20 protein-coding genes and 1 tRNA gene are annotated in these 20,740 nt (G+C 67.5%); 8 read left to right on the top strand and 13 right to left on the bottom strand.

The window, feature by feature from the left end:
• Positions 1-2 precede the first annotated feature (2 nt).
• From ACLQ3I_RS03925 to ACLQ3I_RS03905, 5 genes are all read right to left on the bottom strand, one after another.
• Positions 3-1,940 (bottom strand): galactan 5-O-arabinofuranosyltransferase, encoded by a 1,938-nt coding sequence (locus ACLQ3I_RS03925; protein ID WP_425800155.1) that lies wholly within the window; start codon positions 1,938-1,940, stop codon positions 3-5.
• A gap of 2 nt (positions 1,941-1,942) precedes the next feature.
• The gene (locus tag ACLQ3I_RS03920) at positions 1,943-2,704 is read right to left on the bottom strand and encodes a decaprenylphospho-beta-D-erythro-pentofuranosid-2-ulose 2-reductase (RefSeq protein ID WP_425793008.1); all 762 of its coding nucleotides are present in this window, start codon (positions 2,702-2,704) and stop codon (positions 1,943-1,945) included.
• 35 nt (positions 2,705-2,739) lie between these two features.
• On the bottom strand, positions 2,740-4,164 hold the full coding sequence (locus tag ACLQ3I_RS03915) for an FAD-binding protein (RefSeq protein ID WP_425793007.1): 1,425 nt from the start codon (positions 4,162-4,164) through the stop codon (positions 2,740-2,742).
• Positions 4,165-4,262: 98 nt separating this feature from the next.
• Positions 4,263-5,798 (bottom strand): phytoene desaturase family protein, encoded by a 1,536-nt coding sequence (locus ACLQ3I_RS03910; RefSeq protein WP_425800154.1) that lies wholly within the window; start codon positions 5,796-5,798, stop codon positions 4,263-4,265.
• Between the two features lie 66 nt (positions 5,799-5,864).
• Positions 5,865-7,082, bottom strand: coding sequence for a prolyl oligopeptidase family serine peptidase (locus ACLQ3I_RS03905; RefSeq protein WP_425800153.1), 1,218 nt, complete (start codon positions 7,080-7,082; stop codon positions 5,865-5,867).
• Between the two features lie 67 nt (positions 7,083-7,149).
• On the opposite strand from ACLQ3I_RS03905, the gene ACLQ3I_RS03900 reads away from it, so the two are divergent.
• From ACLQ3I_RS03900 to ACLQ3I_RS03890, 3 genes are all read left to right on the top strand, one after another.
• Positions 7,150-7,980 (top strand): aldo/keto reductase, encoded by an 831-nt coding sequence (locus ACLQ3I_RS03900; protein ID WP_425800714.1) that lies wholly within the window; start codon positions 7,150-7,152, stop codon positions 7,978-7,980.
• A gap of 73 nt (positions 7,981-8,053) precedes the next feature.
• Positions 8,054-8,557 carry a GtrA family protein gene (locus ACLQ3I_RS03895; protein ID WP_425793004.1) on the top strand — a complete coding sequence of 168 codons (504 nt, stop codon included), beginning with the start codon at positions 8,054-8,056 and terminating at the stop codon, positions 8,555-8,557.
• Between the two features lie 4 nt (positions 8,558-8,561).
• On the top strand, positions 8,562-9,977 hold the full coding sequence (locus ACLQ3I_RS03890; protein WP_425800152.1) for a phytoene desaturase family protein: 1,416 nt from the start codon (positions 8,562-8,564) through the stop codon (positions 9,975-9,977).
• 6 nt (positions 9,978-9,983) lie between these two features.
• Here the strand turns inward: ACLQ3I_RS03890 and ACLQ3I_RS03885 are convergent, their stop codons facing one another.
• From ACLQ3I_RS03885 to ACLQ3I_RS03875, 3 genes are all read right to left on the bottom strand, one after another.
• Positions 9,984-10,862 carry a TIGR03619 family F420-dependent LLM class oxidoreductase gene (locus tag ACLQ3I_RS03885; RefSeq protein ID WP_425793002.1) on the bottom strand — a complete coding sequence of 293 codons (879 nt, stop codon included), beginning with the start codon at positions 10,860-10,862 and terminating at the stop codon, positions 9,984-9,986.
• 287 nt (positions 10,863-11,149) lie between these two features.
• The gene (locus tag ACLQ3I_RS03880) at positions 11,150-11,842 is read right to left on the bottom strand and encodes an SDR family oxidoreductase (RefSeq protein ID WP_425800151.1); all 693 of its coding nucleotides are present in this window, start codon (positions 11,840-11,842) and stop codon (positions 11,150-11,152) included.
• A gap of 69 nt (positions 11,843-11,911) precedes the next feature.
• Complete coding sequence (locus ACLQ3I_RS03875) at positions 11,912-12,385, bottom strand: winged helix-turn-helix transcriptional regulator (RefSeq protein WP_425800150.1); 474 nt, start codon at positions 12,383-12,385, stop codon at positions 11,912-11,914.
• Between the two features lie 54 nt (positions 12,386-12,439).
• Between ACLQ3I_RS03875 and ACLQ3I_RS03870 the strand changes: the two genes are divergently transcribed.
• The gene (locus tag ACLQ3I_RS03870) at positions 12,440-13,858 is read left to right on the top strand and encodes a DHA2 family efflux MFS transporter permease subunit (RefSeq protein WP_425800149.1); all 1,419 of its coding nucleotides are present in this window, start codon (positions 12,440-12,442) and stop codon (positions 13,856-13,858) included.
• Positions 13,859-14,047: 189 nt separating this feature from the next.
• Here ACLQ3I_RS03870 and ACLQ3I_RS03865 read toward each other — a convergent pair whose 3' ends face one another.
• The 4 genes from ACLQ3I_RS03865 to ACLQ3I_RS03850 form a co-directional block, all read right to left on the bottom strand.
• Positions 14,048-15,025: a glycosyltransferase gene (locus ACLQ3I_RS03865; RefSeq protein WP_425800148.1), complete on the bottom strand. Its 978-nt coding sequence runs from the start codon at positions 15,023-15,025 to the stop codon at positions 14,048-14,050.
• Positions 15,022-15,735, bottom strand: a complete 714-nt coding sequence (locus ACLQ3I_RS03860; RefSeq protein ID WP_425800712.1) for an ABC transporter ATP-binding protein — start codon at positions 15,733-15,735, stop codon at positions 15,022-15,024. Before ACLQ3I_RS03860 ends, ACLQ3I_RS03865 begins: the two co-directional genes overlap by 4 nt.
• A 108-nt stretch (positions 15,736-15,843) precedes the next feature.
• Positions 15,844-16,707: an ABC transporter permease gene (locus tag ACLQ3I_RS03855; RefSeq protein ID WP_425792997.1), complete on the bottom strand. Its 864-nt coding sequence runs from the start codon at positions 16,705-16,707 to the stop codon at positions 15,844-15,846.
• A gap of 25 nt (positions 16,708-16,732) precedes the next feature.
• The gene (locus ACLQ3I_RS03850; RefSeq protein ID WP_164309555.1) at positions 16,733-17,272 is read right to left on the bottom strand and encodes a bacterial proteasome activator family protein; all 540 of its coding nucleotides are present in this window, start codon (positions 17,270-17,272) and stop codon (positions 16,733-16,735) included.
• 64 nt (positions 17,273-17,336) lie between these two features.
• On the opposite strand from ACLQ3I_RS03850, the gene ACLQ3I_RS03845 reads away from it, so the two are divergent.
• Together ACLQ3I_RS03845 and ACLQ3I_RS03840 are read left to right on the top strand one after the other, a co-directional pair.
• Complete coding sequence (locus ACLQ3I_RS03845; RefSeq protein ID WP_425800147.1) at positions 17,337-18,533, top strand: aminotransferase class V-fold PLP-dependent enzyme; 1,197 nt, start codon at positions 17,337-17,339, stop codon at positions 18,531-18,533.
• A gap of 111 nt (positions 18,534-18,644) precedes the next feature.
• The gene (locus ACLQ3I_RS03840) at positions 18,645-19,115 is read left to right on the top strand and encodes a MarR family winged helix-turn-helix transcriptional regulator (protein ID WP_425800146.1); all 471 of its coding nucleotides are present in this window, start codon (positions 18,645-18,647) and stop codon (positions 19,113-19,115) included.
• A 36-nt stretch (positions 19,116-19,151) separates the two neighbouring features.
• Here ACLQ3I_RS03840 and ACLQ3I_RS03835 read toward each other — a convergent pair whose 3' ends face one another.
• Complete coding sequence (locus ACLQ3I_RS03835; RefSeq protein ID WP_425800145.1) at positions 19,152-20,117, bottom strand: NAD(P)H-quinone oxidoreductase; 966 nt, start codon at positions 20,115-20,117, stop codon at positions 19,152-19,154.
• A 53-nt stretch (positions 20,118-20,170) separates the two neighbouring features.
• Here ACLQ3I_RS03835 and ACLQ3I_RS03830 point away from each other — a divergent pair, with 53 nt between their 5' ends.
• Together ACLQ3I_RS03830 and ACLQ3I_RS03825 are read left to right on the top strand one after the other, a co-directional pair.
• On the top strand, positions 20,171-20,629 hold the full coding sequence (locus ACLQ3I_RS03830) for a MarR family winged helix-turn-helix transcriptional regulator (RefSeq protein ID WP_425792993.1): 459 nt from the start codon (positions 20,171-20,173) through the stop codon (positions 20,627-20,629).
• 12 nt (positions 20,630-20,641) lie between these two features.
• A tRNA-Ser gene (locus ACLQ3I_RS03825) sits at positions 20,642-20,726 on the top strand.
• Positions 20,727-20,740: the final 14 nt, after the last annotated feature.

The following is a 20,740-nucleotide window of genomic DNA, read 5'->3' as shown; positions in this document are numbered from 1 at the left end:
GATCATCGCCGCACCACCACCACGAACGGTCCGACCTCGGTCACCGTGAACCGGGGATCGGCGAACACCGCGGGATCGAACGTGACCGAGTACCGGCTGACGTTCGGGTCGTTCGGGTAGACATCCTTCGCCAGCCTCAACGTGTAACCGTCTGCGCCGTAACGGAACAGGAAGACGTTTGGCGGCTTCCACGGGGACCGGTCGAGTTTTCTGATCATCTGGTCCGGCGTCGTGGATTCCGACCATCGCCCGATGGTGGCCGCCCGCTTGTCGAACTCGGCCAACGGGTTGGCGTAGTGCGACGTCAGACCCTGGAAACCCCAGTACGGGAAGACGGAGAGGAATCCGTAGTCGGCGGTGAGCACCACGTTCTGGTCGGCCGGTCGGCCGGTCTGTTTGTGGATGAGGCGGTTGATCTCGGGGAAGTACGATTCGGCGCCCGGTGGCCGCTGATCGGCACGCTTCCCGTAGCCGTCGGTGTCGGTGTACGCGGTGGTGATCTCGGTGGAGAGGTAACCGGGTACACCCTGGGCGAGGGCGATGGCGGACACCGCCGCCACGGCACCGATCGCGAAGCGGACATCGCCGAATTTGCCGACCGCCCACCGTGACACCTCCGCGACACCGAGTACGCCGGCGGCGCCGAGCGTCGCATCGAGAATCGGATCGAGACGGAACGAGAGGAGCGTGGTGCCTGCGGCGGTGAGGAGCATCGACAGCAGGCAGAACAGGTAGACGGTCAGCACCGTCAGGCCGAGCGCGAGGGCGGTGGTGCGTTTCCGGAAGCGCAGCAGGAGCCAGATCAGTCCGATGAAGGTGATGATCCCGACGAGGGTGAAGTGGAAGAACGGCAGCGGCAGGATGGAGCCGCGCTCGGGCAGGTAGTGCTCGGCGGTGCCGCCGCTGGCCGGCTCGCTGCGGGCCCTCGACCACAGGTACGGCGCCCACACCAGCAACGCGATGACTCCGGCGATCACCCCGACCGACACCAGCCGGCCGATGATCGCGCCGATCGTCGATCGGCGACGGGCGGACACCGTGTCGTCGGGAACGGCCTTGTTGGACGCGCCACGCCATGCCTGGCCGATGAGATAGAGCGCCATGAGGGCTGCGGTGAGGGCGAACAGGCCGGTGTAGAGCGTGTAGAAGGTGGCGCTGAGGCCGAAGAACGCACCCGCCGCGACCACCGCGGGCCAACTCGTCCCGCGCCGGAGACCGCCGACCGGGCCGTCGACGATGCGCGATCGGCCGCGTAGCGCGTAGAGCAGCGTGATGAGCATCGGCGTGCCGATCATGACCAGCACCGCCGCGTACGGCTCCGGGGAGGCGTACATGAGCGTGATGGTGGTGACCGCCAGCGCAATCGGGATCCCGCGGTTCGGGCCGACCATCCGGGTCCACAGCAGGATGCCCACCGCCGCGGCGATCGACATCGAGATGATCGCCCACGGTTTGTAGGCCTCCCAGCCGGGAAGGCCCTCGAAATTGGCGAATCGCCCGCCCCACCAGAACCAGCCGGCCGGGTAATACGGCGGTAGGTCGATGTAGGTCATGTCGGCCAGCCGGGGGCTGCTCGTCATCCTGGTCAGGTACTCGGTGCGGAACTCCTGATCGACCGAGAGCCCGAACAGATAGAGCTTGGTGGCACCCAGCGGCATACCGAGCGTGACCGTCACCAGACCGGCCGACGCGACCACCGACAGGAGGCTGGTCAGCCATCGTGCGCGGCCGCCGCGATGGAGGATCACGGCGATCACCATCAGCGCGACGGCGACCACCTGTCCGACGGTGGTGAGCGCCCGACTCACGTTGGAGGAGTTGAACGCGGGCCAGTCGACGGCCCCGATGATCTTGAGACCGATGTAGGCGATCAGGACAGCGACGATCGCACCGACGACGAGTTCTCCGACGTCGCGGGTGCGGCGAGCGGGCACTCCCATCCTCAGATTGGCAGTCGACGGAAGATCGGGCGCGGGATGTGCCGCAGGATGATCATCACGAAGCGGAACGGCCCGGGCGCCCAGACGATTTCCTTGCCCTTGTCGGCGGCCGCGACGGCCAGGCGTGCGACGTCCTCCTTCTCGACCGTCATCGGCGCCTCCTTCACGTGCGCCGAGAGGCGGGTCCGGACCTGTCCCGGCCGGATGACCAGGACGCGGATGCCGAACGGACGCAAGGCGTCACCGAGTCCGAGGTAGAAGCCGTCGAGACCGGCCTTGGTGGAGCCGTACACGAAGTTGCTGCGGCGCACCCGTTCTCCGGCGACCGAGCTCATCGCGATGATCTGCCCGAATCCCTGTGCGCGCATCTTCTCGCCGAGCAGCACACCCACCGACACCGCGGCGGTGTAGTTGATCCCCACCTCGGTCACCGCGGTCTTCTGGTCCTGCCAGGCCTTCTCGTCGTCGGGCTGGATACCGAACGCCACGATCGCGACGTCGATGTCGCCGCCGGCGAAGGCCTTGTCCAGCACGGCCGGATGGGTGTCCGGCGCGAGGGCGTCGAAGTCGATCTGCTCGACACTCGAGGCGCCGGCCTTGGTCATCTTCGCCACGGCGGCGGCCGCGGTGGGATCTCCGGGCACAGTGGCGAGGACCACCCGCATGGAGGCCTTCTTGAGGTATTCCTCGGTGATGGCCAGGCCGATCTCGGAACTTCCGCCGAGGACCAGGATGGACTGGGGTACGCCAACGGCGTTGAACATGGTGACCTTTCGCTGGTCGGGAATGAGGCGCGGTATCAGTTGAGTTCGAGGCGGCGCGCCATGTCGGACATGAAGACCCCGGTCGGGTCGATCTTCCGGCGGATGGCGATCCACTCGTCGATCTGTGGGTACATCTGGTGGAAGTTCTGCGCGGATGTCCGGGAGTCCTTGGCCGTGTAAAGCCGCCCGCCCATCGACATCACCCGGCGGTCGAGGTCCACGAGGAATGCACCCAGGCTCTTGTTGACGGGGAAGTCGAGGCAGACGTTCCAGCCCTTGAACGGGAAGCTCAGCGGCGCCTTGTTGCCGTCGCCGAAGAGCTTGATCACGTTCAGGAAGCTGACGTGGCCGGAGGCCTGGATGTCGAGGATGAGCTGCTTGAACTCGCTCTCGTTGCCGGTCGGCACGATGAACTGGTACTGGGCGAAACCTCCCCCGCGGCCGTAGGCGTTGTTCCAATTCCCGATCACGTCGAGCGGGTGATAGAACTGCGGCAGGCTCTCGATGACGTCTCTCTTGTTGGAGCCCATCCGATAGTAGGCCTCACCGACCAGCGAGAAATCGAACTTGTTGGCCAGCCCGCGCGGGAAGATGTTCGGTACCGAGATCAGTGGTTTCGGGTCGAACTTGAGCGGGTTGTTCTTGAGTTTCATCGGCAGATCGTCGAGGGTGGCGAGATTGCCGCGGCTGAACGATCCGCGCCCCAGTTTCGGTGGGCCGCTGATGGTGTCGAACCAGCCGGAGGCATATTCGAAGCCGTCCTCGTACTTTTGTTCCAGGTGCAGGTCGATCGTCTCGTCGAGGCTGTTCGTGGTGAACGTGTCGGCGAGGAAGTACGCGGTCTCGGTGCGCTTGAGCTGCATCTTGGCGCGCAGGATGATGCCGGTCAGCCCGATGCCGGCCACGGTCGCCCAGAACAACGATCCGTCCGCGTCGTCGGCGGAACCGTCGGGGGCCAGCGTCAGGATCCGTCCGTCGGCGACGAGCAGCTGCATCTCGGTGATGTGATTGCCGAAGCTGCCCATGCTGTGGTGGTTCTTGCCGTGGATGTCGTGGGCGATCGCCCCGCCGATGGTCACCTGCCGGGTACCGGGCATCACCGGGACCCAGAACCCCCTGGGAACCACGATCTTCATCAGGGCATCGAGCGAGAGTCCCGCGTCGACGTCCACGATCGCGGTGTCCTCGTCGAGCGAGTGCACGCGCGTCAGCGGTGTCATGTCGATGGTCAGACCACCGCTGTTCTGGCCGGACTCGTTGTACGACCGGCCCAGGCCCCGGGCGATCACGCCACGCTTGAGATAGTCCGGTTTGTCCGCGTTGTCGTCGGCGACACGGGCCACCGCTTCGGCGATGACCTCGGGATATGGCGTCGACAACACGTGACCGATGGTCGGCGTGGTGCGGGACCAGCCCACCAGCGTGCGGGTCTCGATCGGCAACAGCTCTTCTGTAGACATCGCTCATGAGGGTACCTGCACGGTGCGCGGGCACAGCGCCCTCACGGTGAGAAAACGCTGAGGGATGGATGTGCATCTGCGACGGTTGCCCCGGATCGCTAATCGCGCAGCGTTCTCGCCGCCGCATTGTGGCCGGGGATGCCGCTCACCCCGCCGCCGCGCCGTGCCCCCGCACCGCAGAGCAGGAGTCGCGGATGTCGGGTCTCCACGCCCCAGGACCCGACCTCGGATTCCGACTCGGCCCACGGCCACTGGAGACTGCGGTGAAAGATGTTGCCACCCGGCAGGCCGAGGCTCGCCTCGAGATCCTGGGGTGTCTTGACCTCGATGCAGGGATTGCCGGTCACGTCGTGGGCGATCACCGATTGGATGGGCTCGGCGAGGACGGAGTTCAGCGATGCGAGCGTGGCGCCGACCGCATGCTCGACGGCACCGGGCGCGTCGAACACCTCCGGGGGCATGTGCAGGGCGAACAGCGTCAGCGTGTGCCTGCCCTGGAGCTCGGGGCCGAGGATCGAGCCGTCCGAGAGTGTGTGGCAATAGATCTCGCACGGCGGCAGCTCGGGCACCTGGCCACGGTCGGCCTGCAGCCAGGCGGTCCGCAACTGGGTCGCCGATTCGTTGATGTGGAAGGTGCCGGCGAAGGCGGCCTCCGGCGACGTCGACGTGTCGAGCAGGCGCGGCAGACGCTCGAGCAGGAGGTTGATCTTCAGTTGCGAACCCCTCGGGTCCGCCTCGGTGTCGACGGGGTCGTCGAGGAGACCGTTGATCACCCGTGGCGCGCACGCGGCATACAACATCGATCCGGTCACGCGGTCGTCGGCGAGTTCGACGGTCCCGTCCGACGGGTCGACGCCGAGCACTCGGACGCCGGTGCGGATCTCGGCGCCCGCCGAGGCTGCCGCCTGATAGAGCGCGCCGGACACCGCACCCATCCCGCCGACCGGCACATCCCAGTCGCCGGTCCCACCGCCGATGAGGTGATACAGGAAGCAGATGTTCTGCCGCAGCGCCGATTCGTCGAGGTCGGCGAAGGTGCCGATGAGTCCGTCGGTGGCGACGATGCCGCGCACCACGTCATCGTCGAAATACTGCCCGAGAAGCTCACCGAGCGGACGTGTCGTGAGCATCTCCCAGATCTCGGCATCCGAGGTGTCGGTGCCGACCACCAGATCGCGCATCTGCTCGGCCGCCCGAAGCGGTTCGATCATCGTCGGGAAGACCCGCTGCGCGATGGTGCCCATCCGGGTGCCGAACGACTCCCACGCGGTGAACGCCGCCTCGGAGCCGGTGGCGCGCCGAAACGACGCGGCGGTCGCCGCGGTGTCGTCGTTGTCGACGAGGATGCCGGTCGCGGGGTCGGTCGGCAGCGGGGTGTACGAGGAGAACCGGCGTCGGATCAGCCGGATGTCGAGTTCGAGGTCCGTGACGATCTCCCGTGGCAGGAGCGACATCAGATACGAGTAGCGGGAGACGCGGGCGGGCAGACCTGGGAACGGCATCGCCGACACCGCGGCGCCGCCGACATGATCGGCGCGCTCGAGCACCAGTACCGAGCGTCCGGCGGCCGCGAGATACGCGGCGGCGGTCAGCCCGTTGTGTCCGGCACCGATGATGATGTCGTCGTAGGTCATCACCGTCCAGCCTCGCAGATCGCCGCACGCGGTGGGCGAGGTTCACGGCACGTGGTGCGACGCCGATCAGCGCATGATGCGCGCCAGGAACGGCGTCGAGTCGGCCATCGACGCGATCACCGTGCCGGAGTGGTCCTTGTCCGGGTAGACGTGCAACTCGACGGGCTGGTTGGCCGCGCGCATCTGGGCATACAGCGAGAGTGCCGACGGCGCAGGCACATCGGTGTCGAGCAGGCCCTGCCCGAGGAAGATCGGTCGGTCGTAGCCGGAGTAGGGGGTCCCCATGTGCCGGGTCAGCGCCGCCTGTCCACCCGGCAGCGACGAGATCGGTTTGCGGAACATGGTCCGCAGGTCCCGCCCCTTCATGAGGGCGGTCATCTCCGGATAGCAGAGGGTCCGTGCGGCGCCGATCAGTCGGCGGCCCGTCGGGGTCATGATCGACATGGGGTCGAGATCCGGTCGGGCATCGGCGAAACCGGCCAGGATGTAGGCGGCGTATGTGTTGAGCGCGGCCGGCAACGTCACCGGCGGAAAGGCGGGCCCGCCGAGACCGAGGAGCAGTTCGATGTTCGCCGGCGTGCCGGTGGCCACCACGCCGCGATAATCCAGTCCGCTGCCCGCGGACAGCTCGGTCGCCCGGCGCGCTCCGCCGAGCGCGGCCCCCGCGCCCTGGGACTGGCCGACGATGGCCCATCGCGGCGCGAGGGGCAGGCCCATCTGTCGTGCGGCCTTCACCGAGTCGACGATCGAATGCGCCTCCGACTCCCCGTTGAGGTAGCTCATCAGCCCGGGTGTCCCGAGGCCGACGTAATCGGTCGCCACCACGGCGTATCCCTGGCGTAGCCAGTGTCCGAGGTAGGCCGAGTCACGCTCGCTGCGGGGCTGCGCCGACGGGGTGCAGCTGTCGCCGAGGCCGGTGGTGCCGTGCGCCCACGCGATCATCGGCCAGCCGCCGCGCGGCGGTGTTCCGCCGGGCACGAACACGGCACCGGTGCTGGACGCCGGGTGGTTGTGCTGATCGGGCGTCGCATAGTGGATGCGGTATGCCTTCGCCGCGCCCGGCACACTGAGCCCGGTGCCGAGGGGCACCTGCGAGATCAGGTTCCCCGCCTTGGTCGGTACCGGTCCCGGGTGGTCGCGGACGTCCATGCCCGACCACTGCGGCGCGGCGGTCCCCGGTTCCGCGGAGGCGAGGGCCGCCGGCGACACCGCCCAGGCAGCGCCGCCGAGGGCGAGGGCGACGATGGTTGCGGCGGCGCCCCGGCGCAGCGAGCGAGACTTCATGAACGGCAGCGTAGATCACGTCTTCGACCGCCTCACCGAGATCCCCGGATACGCCTATCCTTGGTGGGTGGACATTCCGTCAGTGAAGCTGAACAACGGATACGTGATCCCGATGGTCGGACTCGGGACGTCGGGCCTGTTGGGGCGACCGAGTGTCTCCGCGGTCGCCGGCGCCCTTCGGTCGGGATATCGGATGATCGACACGGCGAGCCGGTACAGCAACGAGCGCAGTGTCGGGATGGGTTTGCGGCAGTCCGGAGTCCCCCGCGACGACGTGGTGGTGCAGACCAAGCTCGGGGGCGGCGACCACGGGTTCGACGAGGCGATCAACGCGGCACAGGACAGCGCGCGGCGCCTGGCCGTCGACCACCTCGACATCTACCTGATCCATTGGCCCTGTCCGAGTCTGGGCCGCACGGTCGAGTCGTGGAAGGCGCTGATGACACTGGCCGACGAGGGCTTCATCCGCACGGCGGGCGTCTCGAACTTCACCCAGCACCAGCTGCAGGCACTCTATGACGAGACCGGACGCTGGCCCGCGCTCAATCAGATCCAGTGCTCCCCGGCACTGGCGCGGACAGAACTCCGGAAATTCATGACGGACAACGGGATTCATACGCAGGCCTGGCACCCGACCGGACGCAAGGAGGGCATTCTCGGCGAGCCCGCAGTGATCCGACTGGCGCGCAAGTACGGCAAGTCGCCCACCCAGATCGCGCTTCGATGGGCGGTCCAGGAGGGGATAAGTGTGGTGCCGAAGTCGTCGCACGCCGGTCGCCAGATCGAGAACGCCGATCTCTTCGATTTCGCGTTCGAGCCGGACGACCTGGCCGCGCTGGCCGAGCTCGACCGCGGTGAGAAGGCCGCCCGCGACTCCGACGTCGAGGAAGAGTTCTAGGGACGGGGCCAGAGTTCTATGGACCGGGGCCACCGTCGGCCGTCCGACCGACGGCTGGACTAGGGTTGCAGGCGTGTCTCGACCCGAGTCCGGCGCAGAGGACGACCATCCGCGCCATGACGATTTCACCACCCGCCATGCTCCGACGCCCCTGGAGCTGCCGTTCAACGACGGCGAGGCGTCGACGAATGTCGACCTCAAGACACAGATCATCCGATTCGCCATCACCGGCGCGGGGTCCGGGGTCCTCGACTTCGGGCTGACCCTGATCCTCCAATATGCGATCGGGACGCCGTTCTGGATCGCCAAGTCGTTCGGCTTCATCCTCGGCACCACCACCGCATATCTGCTGAATCGTCGCTGGACGTTCGAGGCCGAGCCGAGCGCATTGCGGTTCGTTGGGGTGGCGGCACTCTACGGTGTCACGTTCTTCGTGAACGTCGGTCTGTACACCTGGTGCTCGCACCTGTGGCCGCAGACGATCGTCTACAGCTTCGCCGCCTATGTGATCGCGCAGGGCACCGCGACGGTCATCAACTTCATCGTGCAACGCCTGGTCATCTTCCGGATCAGCTGACGAGATGACCTCCGCGGTCGTCGTCGGAAGCGGGCCCAACGGTCTCACCGCAGGGGTCATACTGGCGCGCGCGGGCTGCCGGGTCCATGTGATCGAGGCCGCGGACGCCATCGGCGGCGGCGCGCGCTCGGCAGAGTTGATGCGGCCCGGCGTGCTGCACGACGTCTGCTCGGCGTTCCATCCGATCGGCGCCGGATCGCCCGCACTGCGGAGTCTCCGTCTCGACGAGCACGGTCTGCGATGGAGGTGGCCGGAGATCGACTGCGCGCATCCGCTCGACGGCGAGCGGGCCGCACTGCTCCATCGCTCGGTCGCCGACACCGCCGACGGTCTGGGTGCGGACCGAGCGATCTGGCGAGACATGATCGGTGGGATCGCGGCGGACTTCGACGACCTCGCCGACGATCTCCTCGGTCCGCTCGTGGCCATGCCGCGCCATCCGGTCAAGCTGGCGGGGTTCGGGCATCGGGCCCTCTATCCGGCGACCGGTCTGGCCCGGGTCTTCCGCACCGCGCAGGCCCGCGCACTCTTCGGCGGTGTCGCCGCACACGCCTTCACGCGTCTGGATCGCCTGGGTTCGGCCGCGCCGGGTCTGGTCCTGCTCGCGGCCGGGCATCGGCATGGCTGGCCCGTGGCGCAAGGCGGTTCGGGGGCCATCGTCACCGCTCTGGCCTCGGCACTCATCGATGCAGGCGGAACCATCACCACGGGCCGGCAGGTCACCCACATCGACGAGGTGGATTCGGCCGACGTGGTGCTGCTCGACGTCATGCCGGCCGCGGCCGCCGGCATCCTCGGAGATCGTTTGTCGGCGCGCCGGTCTCGGCGCTACCGCCGGCACAGTCACGGTCCGGCGGCGTTCAAGGTCGACTACCTCGTCGACGGCGACATCGGCTGGACCGACCGCGACTGTGGGCGCGCAGGCACCGTGCATCTCGGCGGCACCTTCGAGGAGATCGTCGCGGCGGAGGACGACGTCGCCGCCGGCCGGATGCCGGCGCGCCCGTTCACCTTGGTGGGTCAGCAATGGCTCGCCGATCCGACGCGAGCCACCGGCTCCCTGCGACCGCTCTGGGCCTACGCCCATGTGCCGCACGGGTTCACCGGCGATGCGACATCCGCGGTGACTGCGCAGATCGAACGATTCGCGCCGGGGTTCGCGGCGCAGATCGTCGACTCGGTGAGCACGTCGCCCGCGCAGCTGCAACGGCAGAACGCGAACCACGTGGGCGGCGACATCGGCGGAGGACGAAACGATCTCACCCATCTGATCGCCAGGCCGCGACTGTCGCCGAATCCGTATGCGACCGGGGTGCCCGGTGTGTACCTCTGCTCGTCGGCCACCCCGCCCGGCGGTGGGGTGCACGGTATGTGCGGCCGCAACGCCGCAGAGGCGGCGTTGCGGTATCTCAGCCGGTGATGGCGATCAGCCGTTCACCTTGGCGATGACGTTGTCCGCGTACCAGTTCAGGTGGTCGATCTTCTTCTGCAGAGGCTCCGTGTCGGGGCCCTTGATGTAGGGCAGCCGGAACCCGACGATCACGTCGGTCACGCCCTTGTCCTCGAGGCGTTTACAGCCGTCGACCGAGTACGCGTCGACGGAGATCACATGGATCTCGAAGGGGTCGTTGAGCTTTCCCTCGGCCTTGCGGATGTCGTCGATCTTCTCGATCAGCGCGTCGAGTTCCTCGCCGTCGCCGCCGCCGTGCATCCAGCCGTCGCCGCGGACGACCGCCCGGCGCAGGGCCGGGTCGGCGTGGCCGCCGACGAGCATCGGGATCGGCTCGGTGGGCGCAGGCGACATCTTGATCTTGGGGATGTCGTAGAACTCGCCGTGGAACTCGAAGTACTCACCGGTGGTGAGACCCCGGATGATGTCCATGCATTCGTCCATGCGCTTGCCGCGGCGTTTGAAGTCCACGCCCATGAAGTCGTAGTCCTCGGGCCACGGACTGGTGCCCACGCCCATCGCGAAGCGGTTGTTGGTCAGGAAGGCGACCGAACTCGCCTGCTTGGCCACCAGGGCCGGCGGGCGGACCGGGAGCTTCACGACGAAGGGTGTGAACCGGATCGTCGAGGTCACCGCGCCGAGCGCGGCGGCCTGGATGAACGTCTCGATGAACGCCTTGTCCTCGAGGAACTCGCGGTTGCCGTCCTCGGTGTAGGGGTAGGTGGCGTCCGATTCCTCGGGGTAGGCCAGCGAGTCCGGGATGGTGAAACCCGCATATCCCGCCTGCTCCGCCGCCTGGGCGAGCGGGGGGTAGAACGTCGGGTCGGTCATTGCCTCGGCGAAGGTGAAGCGCATCGTGCTCCTCGGGTGGACGTAGGGCAGTCTCACTCAGAGTAGAACACGTTCTAATTACGTTGGGAAGGAATCCCCCGGGCTCCGGGCCGGCCAGTCGCCACCCTCGTCGACGGCACCCGGTTTCTCGCCGGCAGCAATCGGGATTCCGCGCCGACGGCCCGACATCCGCGTCTCGGATCCGCGGAGTCATCCGAGGACGGGTCGCGTTGGTGGGCAGCACGCACCACGCCTCGTCATCCGGCTGGACGCCGTCGGCCGATTCGCGCGCTGAGCGCCGAATCACCGGCTCAGCCGGGCAGTGCCGCGGTGGTGTTGGTGCTCAGCGATGCGCGGACCGCGGCGGTGATGTCGTCGACGATCGCCTCGTCGGCACCCTCTTCGAGTGCATCGAGAATCTGCCCGACCACCATGTCCGGGGCGAGCTTCGGAGCGTCCGTGACACCCTCGGTCATCGGGGTCGCCGCGTAGGACAGGTGCGCGCCGAGGACCTGTGTGCCCTGCGTGGCCAGCTCGGCGCGCAGGCTGTTGGTCAATCCCCACAGGGCGGCCTTCGACGAGGAATAGGCGCCCGGTGCGGCGATCCAGCTCAGCACCGACGCGATGTCGACAACGGCACCGCCGCCCCGGGAGGCGAGCGTCGGTGCGAAGGACCGGGTCATCTCCAGAACTCCGAACACATTGGTGTCGAAGACATCCCGGATCTCAGAGATGGGCGAGGTCAGCAACGAGGAACCGCCGAGGATGCCGGCGTTGTTGATCAGGATGTCGACGTCGCGTGCGGCCTTCGCGACAGCCGCGATGCTGTCCGGCTCGGTCACGTCGAGACGCATCGGGACCACGCGCGGGTCGGCGTGGTTGATCTCACGTCGCGCCGCGGCGTAGACCTTCGCGGCCCCGCGCCCGAGTGCCTGGGTGACGAACTCGACGCCGAGCCCGCTCGATGCGCCGGTGACGAGGACGGTGTGGCCATTGATGTGCATGGGTGATGGTCCTCTCGATCGTGGAACTGATGGCTGTGGAACTGCTTCGGTGGGACAGGCCTGGACTGGTCAGCGCTGGGGGAGCGGGCTGTTCTCGCCGGCGCCGGGTCCCGGGTGAACCCGCAGGGAGTCGCGAGTGACCCGTTCGCCACACTCCGAGCACATCGGCTCGACGACCATCGTGTGACCACAGGCGCGGTGTGTGGTCACGACGGGCGCGCCACCCTCGGCGGCCCACGTGTCGCCCCATTGACGCAGCGCCGCGACCACTGTCCACAGGTCGCGGCCCTTGTCGGTGAGCAGGTAGTCGAAACGCACGGGTTTGTCCTGGTAGGGCTGTTTGGTCAGCACCTCGTGTTCGACGAGGGTGTCGAGCCGCTGGGTGAGTACGTTGCGTGCGATGCCCAGGCGCGTCGAGAACTCGTCGAACCGGGTCACGCCGAGTAGTGCGTCGCGAACGATCAGCAGGGTCCACCACTCGCCGACGATCTCCAGCGTCTGGGCGACCGAGCAGTTCATATCGGTGAAGGGCGTCCGGCGCATGACCCCACAGTAGTGAGTTGCGTCAAACAACTCAACTCTGATTACATCAGTTGCGTGAAACAACTCATCGGACGGACGCCTGCGGAGACGTCGACACCGGGTCGTCCCGGTGTGGTCCTGGCGATACTGTCGCTGGCCGCATTCATGGCCAGTCTCGACGTCTTCATCGTCAACGTGGCCTTCGATGACATCGGGCGCGACTTCGGCGGTGTCGGCCTGTCCGAACTGTCGTGGGTGCTCAACGCGTACACGATCATCTACGCCGCGCTGCTGGTTCCGGCGGGTCGGATCGTCGACCGGTTCGGTCGCAAGGGCGGCTTCCTGCTCGGACTGGCGATCTTCACCGTCGCCAGCGCCGCGTGTGCTGCGGCCCAGGGGGTCTGGTGGTTGGTCGCGTTCCGCTGCCTGCAGGCGGTCGGGGCCGCGATCCTCACCCCGGCGAGCCTCGGTTTGGTCGTCTCGACCATGCCGCCGCACCTGCGCGCTCGCTCGGTCCGCATCTGGGCCGCCACCGGCGCGCTCGCCGCGGCCCTCGGGCCGGCCGTCGGGGGTCTGCTCGTCGAGGCATCGTGGCGCTGGGTGTTCCTGGTGAACGTCCCGGTCGGGATCGCCGCGTTGATCGCCGGGGCCGTCGTGCTCACCCGCTCGCGAAACGAGACGGAGACCGAACTCCCCGACCTGCTGGGCGCCACCCTGCTGGCCGTAGCGATCGGGGCGCTGACGCTCGGCCTCGTGGAAGGCACCGAATGGGGCTGGACGGACCCGAGGATCGTCGGTTCGTGGGTCATCTGCGTCGTCGCACTCGTCGGGTTCGTCGTCAGTTCCGCGCGGCACCCTGAGCCCGTCATCGACCCGGCGTTGTTGCGAGTACGGGCCTTCTCGTTCTCGAACATCACCGCGGTGCTCTTCGCGATCCCGTTCGCGGGTGCCCTGCTCGCGAACATTCTCTGGTTGCAGCAGGTCTGGGGCTACTCGGCGATCAAGACCGGATTCGCGGTGTCGACCGGACCTCTCATGGTCCCGATCTTCGCCGCCGTGGCCCATCGGCTGAGTGCGCGTATCCCGGTGGGTGCCATCGTGTCCGCCGGATGCGTGCTGTTCGGACTCGGTGGCGTGATCATCGCGCTGTCGGTGGACGCGACCCCGGACTATGCGACCGAGATCCTGCCCGGGTGGCTGATCGGTGGAATGGGTGTCGGACTCGCGCTACCGTCCATCCTCTCGTCGGCCACCGCCGACCTTCCGGCAAGTCAATCCGCGACCGGGAGCGCGGTGGTCAACATGAGCCGCCAGATCGGCATGGCTCTCGGCGTCAGCCTGCTGGTTGCGATCATCGGCACGCCAGTCGGATATGCAGCTGCGCACAAGGCTTTTCAGCAGGCTTGGTTCGTGCTCGGGCTGGTTGCGGTGCTCGGTGCGGTGACGGCTGTCGGTATGACGCCGCCGAAGCGGGCGGCACCGCCGATCGAGTAGGTGACGAGCGTAGCGAGGAGCCGTGTCGAGATCACTGGAATCGCAGGAGGTCTCGATACGCGACTCACTTCGTTCGCCGCTACTCGACCAGCGTTGGGGAGTTCGCCGCTACTCGCCGTCCTCCGGTCGATCGAGTAGGCACCGAGCGGAGCGAGGAGCCGTATCGAGATCTCGGGACCGACCGCACCCCTACGGCCGCGTGAACCGCTCCCGACGGCCCAGTCGCCGCAGCCGCATCCATTCCGCGAAACCCTTCGGATCATGCTGCTGCACAAGGAAATACCAGCCGAATCGGGCGTACTCCTGCGGCAGCAGCCTGCGCATCCCGGGCTGGCTCATCAGGTAACCGCGATTGCGATACGTGAAAAAGCGCTTCGTCGGGTTGTCGGGGTACTGCGTGTGCATCCGCCCGCCCAGGATCGGCCGGAACTCGTCGGAGCCGTCGGGGTGTAGGTAGCCCGCCGTCAGGCAGGTGCCGAACGCGAGCCCCGACCGCTGCAGCCGACGATGGATCTCCACCTCGTCGCCACGGAAGAACAGCCGGAGATCCGGCACGCCGACTTCCTCGAGCGCGCGCGCCGAGAAGAGCGCGCCGTTGAAGAGTGACGCGATGCCGGGCAGGAGATCGTCCGCGGTGGCCTCTCCGCTGGTTACATGCGACCCGCTCGCTGCGCTCCCGGCGTCGGTTACCTGCGACCCGCTCGCTGCGCTCCCGGCGTCGGAAAACAGCTCGGAGCGCTTGCGCCGCCACACCAGTCCACGACGCAGTGGGAAGGCGAGGGTGTCCGGGTCGTCGATGTTGGCGACCACCGGCGAGACCTCGTCGAGCCGATGCCGTGCAGCGCAATCGAGGAGGGTGCTCAGCACGGCCGGGCCGTCGGGGCGGCCGTCGTCGTCGGCGCACCAGACCCAGTCCGCACCCATGGCCAGCGCGTGCAGGATGCCGAGCGCAAAGCCGCCCGCGCCGCCGAGGTTGCGCTGCGAACCGAGGTAGGTCGTCGGGATCGGTTGTCCAGCAACGAGCTCGGCGACCTCTGGTTCGTCGGCATTGTCCACCACGATCAGGTGATCGATGGGCCGGTCCTGGTTGGCGACGACGGCCAACGAACCGGCGAGGAGTTCGACTCGGCGATGGGTGACCACCACCGCGATCACGCGCTCGGTCATGCGCCCGGTGCCTCGATCTCGGCGAGTACCTTCCGGACGTGGGCGGCGGCCGCCGGGCCCTCGTAGGCGCCGACGACGTCTTCGATGCCGCCCTCCATCCGGATCTGACCGTGGTCGATCCAGAGCGCGCGGTCGCAGAGTTGCGCGAGGAATTCGTTGGAGTGGCTGGCGAATACGAGGATGCCGGATCGTTCGACCAGTGCCTGCAGTCGGGTGCGGGCCTTCTTCATGAAGTCCGCGTCCACCGCGCCGATACCTTCGTCGAGGATGAGGATCTCCGGATCGATGCTGGTGACCACGCCGAGCGCCACGCGCACCCGCATTCCGGTGGAGTAGGTTCGCAGCGGCATCTGCAGATAGTCACCGAGCTCGGTGAACTCCGCGATGTCGTCGATCTTCCTGAGCATCGCCTTGCGGGTCATCCCGAGGAACATGCCGCGGATGATGATGTTCTCGTAGCCGGAGATCTCGGGGTCCATGCCGACGCCGAGGTCGAAGACCGGGGCCACGCGCCCGCTCACCCGGCACGATCCGCGGGTGGGCTCGTAGATGCCCGACAACAGTCGCAGCAGTGTCGACTTGCCTGCACCGTTGTGCCCGACGAGCCCCACCCGGTCGCCGTGCTGCAGGTGCAGGTCGATGCTCTTGAGCGCCTCGACCACCACGACATTCGAATCGGTGGACCCGATCACGCCACCGGCCGCCCCCATCACGGACTTCTTCAGTGAGCGGGTCTTGGCGTCGAAGATCGGGAAGTCGACGCACGCCCCCCACGTGTCCACACGAACGTTGTCGTCAGGTGCCATTTCTCGCCCGTCCTAAACCCAGTACGCCACGCGGGCTCGATAATTGCGCATCACCAGCATGGCCATCAGCCACCCGACCGCGGTACAGCCGATCACGATCGCCCAGTGGTAGAACGCCACCGACTGCCCCAGCAGTGGGCCGCGGGAGATCTCGAGGTAGTGGAACATCGGATTGAGCTCGACGAGCTTCAATCGCGGCGACTTCTCGCCGGCCGCGGTGTTCCCGAGGCTCTGGGTGCTCCAGATGATCGGCGTCATGAAGAACACCAGTTGCACGACGGTGGTGAGGAGCTGACCGATGTCGCGGAAGCGGGTGGAGAGGATGCCGAAGACGATGGACACCCACACCGAATTGAGCACGAACAGGAAGATGGCCGGGAACACCAGCAGCACCGACCAATGGATCGGCGGCGGAAAGATCACGAAGATCAGCACGATGATCACGACGTTGTGCGCGAAGATGATCAGCTGACGCCACACCACGCGATAGACGTGCACGCTGACCGGTGCCGGGATCTGTTTGATCAGCCCCTCGTTCTTGGAGAACACCTCGGCACCCTCGAGGATCGAGCTCTGGATGAAGTTCCAGAAGATGAAGCCGAGCGCCACGTACGGCAGGAAGACCTTGATGTCCATCCCGAAGAGCTCGCCGTACAGCAGGCCCATGGCGACGGCGGTGACGCCGGTCGCGATGGTGATCCACAGCGGACCGAGCACCGACCGCCGGTACCGCTGCTTGATGTCCTGCCACCCGAGGTGGAGCCACAGCTCGGAGGTGGTCAGGCCGTCGCGGAGATCCTTGACCGCCCGGCGGAGCGTGCGCGAATCGGACACCGCCGGTGCTGGGGGTACCTCGCTGTTGACTACCGATGACACGGGGACCCAGCATACAAGCGGGGCATCAGAGGTATTGCCCCGTACTGGGTCCATGCGGTCCGCCGCCGGTCACGACGCCGGGAGGGAGTGCTCCCTGCCGCATCTGTTCGAGCTGTGCGCGAGCGGCCATCTGCTGGGCGAACAGCGCGGTCTGGATGCCGTGGAACAGGCCTTCCAGCCAGCCCACGAGCTGGGCCTGGGCGATCCGTAGCTCGGCGTCCGACGGCGTCCCGTCGTCGGTGAAGGGCAGCGCCAGCCGCTCGAGTTCTTCACGCAGTTCAGGGGCGAGACCGTCCTCGAGTTCCCGGATCGACGATTCGTGGATCTCGCGCAGCCGATTGCGGCTGGCCTCGTCGAGCGGAGCCGCCCGCACCTCCTCGAGCAGCTGCTTGATCATGGTGCCGATCCGCATCACTTTGGCCGGCTGTTCCACCATGTCGGCCACGCTGCTGCCGTCACCGTCGGCGTCGCCGCCGGACTGCCCCCCGACGACGATCACGTTCTCCGGTTCCTCGCCGGGAACGCCGGTGCGTGGGTCGCTGCCTCCGAACGGTCCAGATGTCATGCCACCCATTGTGCCGAAGGACGTGTGTCAGTGGTCGTGCTACCCCATGTCTATCGTGAGAGCCATGGCCTTCGACGTCGCACACGTGCGTGGATTGTTCCCCTCGCTCGGTGACGGCTGGATCCATCTCGACCCGCAGGCCGGTCTGCAGATACCGGACTCGGTCGCGTCCGCAGTGTCGAAAGGTTTCCGTCAGCTCGGGGCGGCACCCGGTGGCGTGTATCCGGCCGCTCGGGCATCCGCCGAGGTGGTCGATGGTGCCCGCCGCGCGATCGCGGACCTGATGGCCGCGGATTCCGCGGCCGTGGTCCTCGGTCCGTCGCGGTCGGCGTTGGTGAGTGGCCTCGCGGATGCGATGCCGGTCTCGTCCTGGCTGGGCGGCAACGTGGTGCTCAGCCGCCAGGACGACGAACCCAACATCGTGCCCTGGCTGCGGGTCGCCGACCGGCACGGCGCCCGGACCCGGTGGGCGGAGGTGGACGTCGAGACCGGCGCCCTGCCGACCTGGCAGTACCGGGATCTGATCGACGAGCGGACCAACGTCGTCGCGGTGACCCTGGCGTCGTCGACCGTCGGTGCGATCACCGACGTGGGCGCGATCGCCACCAGGGCGCGTGCCGCCGGTGCCCTCCTGGTGGTCGACGCGACCAGCGCTGCGCCGTATCTTCCGCTCGACATCGGCGAATTGGGCGCCGACGTGCTGATCGTCTCCGCCGAACGCTGGGGTGGACCGCGGGTGGCGGCGATGGGATTCCGTAGCGCCGCCGCCATGGATCGCCTGCGTTCCCTGGCGATGGATCCGCGAGCCGTCGGGCCGGCGCGGTTGGAGCCCGAACCGCACCAGGGTGCATTGCTGGCAGGCCTCGTCGCTTCCGTGGAGCACCTCGCCGCCCTCGACGACGATGCGATCGGAAAGCGTCGCCGGCGGGTCGTGACCGCCCTCGACGGCGTGAACGAGTACCTGCGGCGGCTCACCTTCTATCTGACCTCCACCCTGCAGCACCTCAACCAGGTGAGCCTGGTGGGCACCGTGGAAGATCGTGTCCCGGCGGTGAGCTTCACCTTTGACGGCGTCAGTGCCGACAAGGTGGTGCGACGGCTCGCCGACAACGGGATCTGTGCCCTCGCGGACGTGCCGAGTCGTGCGCTGACCCGCCTGGGAGCGGGCGATTTCGGCGGCGCGGTCACGGTGGGCCTCGGGCCCTACTCCACCCCCTATGAGGTGGATCACCTCGCGCGTGCGCTGGGGTCACTCGGCTGAACGACACGAGTTGGTCAATTGTCTGAGAAGTGGGTCACCTGACTCGCAATTCGGCATCGCGGCCATTAAGTTCACGACAATGAAGGTTGTCGCGATTTCGGCTGTGCACTGATGCGCGCCGACTCCGGAGCGGCCGATCAGGCCCTGAGTTCCACGGAGCTGGACATCTGGCGGGCTGTGGTCAAGGGTGGCTGGGGTCTGCTGGCGGAGATCAACACGGCGATGTCGGCCGAGGGGATGTCCCAGGCCGATCTGCGCGTCCTCGAGGCTCTCGGCGATTCCCACACGCGTGGGATCAGTGAGCTCGCCGCGGATGTGCACATGACGGTGAGCACTGTGTCGCGGCAGACCGCGCGGCTCATCGCCGACGGTCTGGTCGAGCGGGTCGAATGCGGGACCGACGCCCGCCATCGGTACGTCCGCATCACCGAATGTGGTCTGGCTGCGCGGGATCGGCATGTGTCGGTACGCAACGACCTGATCCGGCGGCTCGTGGTGGACCGGGTGACGGCCGACGAGTACCAGACGCTCGGTGAGGTGTTCCGCAAGATCAACGGTGGGCTGTCCGACCGCCCGGAGTGATCGGCGAGTGCTCGCCTGAGCCCGCGACGACGCGCGTCACTCCATCGTCAGCAGCACCTTGCCGATAGCGTCGCCGCTGTCGAGGCGCGTGTGTGCGGCCTCGACGTCGTCGAGTGGGAACGTGGAGTCGACGATCGGACGAACCGTCCCTTCGTCGATGAGCGGCCAGATGACCCGCCGGGTCGTCGCGACCACCTCCGCCTTGGAGCCGGCGCCCTCGACGGGTCGGGACCGCAGCATCGTGCCGTGGACCGCGGCGCGTTTGGAGAGCAGTGTGCCGATCGGCAATTCGGCCTTGATCCCGCCCTGCATCCCGATGATCACCAGCCGTCCACCCGTCCGCAACGCCTTGACGTTCCGCTCGAGATAGGCCGCACCCATGATGTCGAGGATGACGTCGGCGCCGCCGCTGTCGCGGATGATCTGGACGAAGTCGTCGGTCGCGTAGTTGATCAGGATGTCGGCGCCGAGATCCTGGCAGCGGGCGAGCTTGTCGGAGGTGCGAGCGGTGACCGCGACCCTGATCCCCATCGCATGGGCGACCTGGGTTGCGTGGGTGCCGATCCCGCTCGACCCGCCGTGGATCAGCAGCAACTCACCGTTCTCCAGGTGCGCGGTGTCGAAGAGGTTCGACGCCACGGTGCAGGCGACCTCGGGCAACGCGGCAGCGGAGGTGAGGTCGACACCCAGCGGCTTCGGCAGCACCTGCACCGCAGGCACGGCCACCTTCTCGGCGTAGCCACCACCGGCCAGCAGGGCGCACACCTCGTCGCCGATCGACCAGGTCGAGACTTGCCGTCCGACCGCGGAGATCCGCCCCGACACCTCGAGGCCGAGCGTGTCGACCGCACCGGGCGGCGGTGGATAGTGACCGGCCTTCTGGAGGAGATCCGCCCGGTTGACACCCGCGGCGACGACGTCGATGACCACTTCGGTCGGCTCGGGCTCCGGATCGGGCAGGGTGGTCACGGAGAGCTGGTCGGTTCCGGCTATGGCGCGCACGGTGCCGATGCTGTCACAATCTCCGGGATCGGGTCGGGGAGACAGGGGAGGACATGCCCGCACCCGAGGGGTTGTCCGAGGAGGAGATGCGCGTCTGGCTGACCGTGCTGGTCGGGTCGATGCGGCTGATCGATCACCTCGACGAACGGCTGACCGCCGACAACGGGATCAGCTACGCGGAGTATCGGACGATGGTCTCCATCGCGCGCGAGGGGCCGCAGCGGATGTCGGAGCTCGCCCAAGAGGGGATGGTGTCCCGCAGCGGAATCAGCCGATTGATCGCGCGACTGGTGGCGCTCGGCTACGTCGAACAGTTCACCGAGGCCTCCGATGGACGCAGTCGGCTCGTCCGGCTCACCGACGCTGGGCGAGATCTGGTCGCGGCGGCCACCATCGATCACGTCGCGCGGATCCGCAGACACCTCTTCGACCAGATCGACGAGGGTGAAGTGCGTGCGCTCGAGTCGGTGTTCGGCAAGGTCGATGCGAGTCTGACGGGCCCGCTCCAGTAACCTCGTCGGCAGGGAAGCGTGGCAGAGCGGCCGAATGCACTCGCCTTGAAAGCGAGCGTGGGTAAAACCACCGGGGGTTCAAATCCCTCCGCTTCCGCGTCAAGCGTCGGG

Source organism: Gordonia sp. DT101, assembly GCF_049844895.1.
Taxonomy (GTDB): Bacteria; Actinomycetota; Actinomycetes; order Mycobacteriales; family Mycobacteriaceae; genus Gordonia.
Note: the sequence above shows the minus strand (reverse complement) of the source record. Positions and strands in the feature narration are given on the sequence as shown.

Coding starts and splice junctions, on each gene's coding strand:
- ACLQ3I_RS03925 (WP_425800155.1), bottom strand. CDS start 1,940: ATGGGAGTGCCCGCTCGCCGCACCCGCGACGTCGGAGAACTCGTCGTC.
- ACLQ3I_RS03920 (WP_425793008.1), bottom strand. CDS start 2,704: ATGTTCAACGCCGTTGGCGTACCCCAGTCCATCCTGGTCCTCGGCGGA.
- ACLQ3I_RS03915 (WP_425793007.1), bottom strand. CDS start 4,164: ATGTCTACAGAAGAGCTGTTGCCGATCGAGACCCGCACGCTGGTGGGC.
- ACLQ3I_RS03910 (WP_425800154.1), bottom strand. CDS start 5,798: ATGACCTACGACGACATCATCATCGGTGCCGGACACAACGGGCTGACC.
- ACLQ3I_RS03905 (WP_425800153.1), bottom strand. CDS start 7,082: ATGAAGTCTCGCTCGCTGCGCCGGGGCGCCGCCGCAACCATCGTCGCC.
- ACLQ3I_RS03890 (WP_425800152.1), top strand. CDS start 8,562: ATGACCTCCGCGGTCGTCGTCGGAAGCGGGCCCAACGGTCTCACCGCA.
- ACLQ3I_RS03885 (WP_425793002.1), bottom strand. CDS start 10,862: ATGCGCTTCACCTTCGCCGAGGCAATGACCGACCCGACGTTCTACCCC.
- ACLQ3I_RS03880 (WP_425800151.1), bottom strand. CDS start 11,842: ATGCACATCAATGGCCACACCGTCCTCGTCACCGGCGCATCGAGCGGG.
- ACLQ3I_RS03875 (WP_425800150.1), bottom strand. CDS start 12,385: ATGCGCCGGACGCCCTTCACCGATATGAACTGCTCGGTCGCCCAGACG.
- ACLQ3I_RS03865 (WP_425800148.1), bottom strand. CDS start 15,025: ATGACCGAGCGCGTGATCGCGGTGGTGGTCACCCATCGCCGAGTCGAA.
- ACLQ3I_RS03860 (WP_425800712.1), bottom strand. CDS start 15,735: ATGGGGGCGGCCGGTGGCGTGATCGGGTCCACCGATTCGAATGTCGTG.
- ACLQ3I_RS03850 (WP_164309555.1), bottom strand. CDS start 17,272: ATGACATCTGGACCGTTCGGAGGCAGCGACCCACGCACCGGCGTTCCC.
- ACLQ3I_RS03845 (WP_425800147.1), top strand. CDS start 17,337: ATGGCCTTCGACGTCGCACACGTGCGTGGATTGTTCCCCTCGCTCGGT.
- ACLQ3I_RS03840 (WP_425800146.1), top strand. CDS start 18,645: ATGCGCGCCGACTCCGGAGCGGCCGATCAGGCCCTGAGTTCCACGGAG.
- ACLQ3I_RS03830 (WP_425792993.1), top strand. CDS start 20,171: ATGCCCGCACCCGAGGGGTTGTCCGAGGAGGAGATGCGCGTCTGGCTG.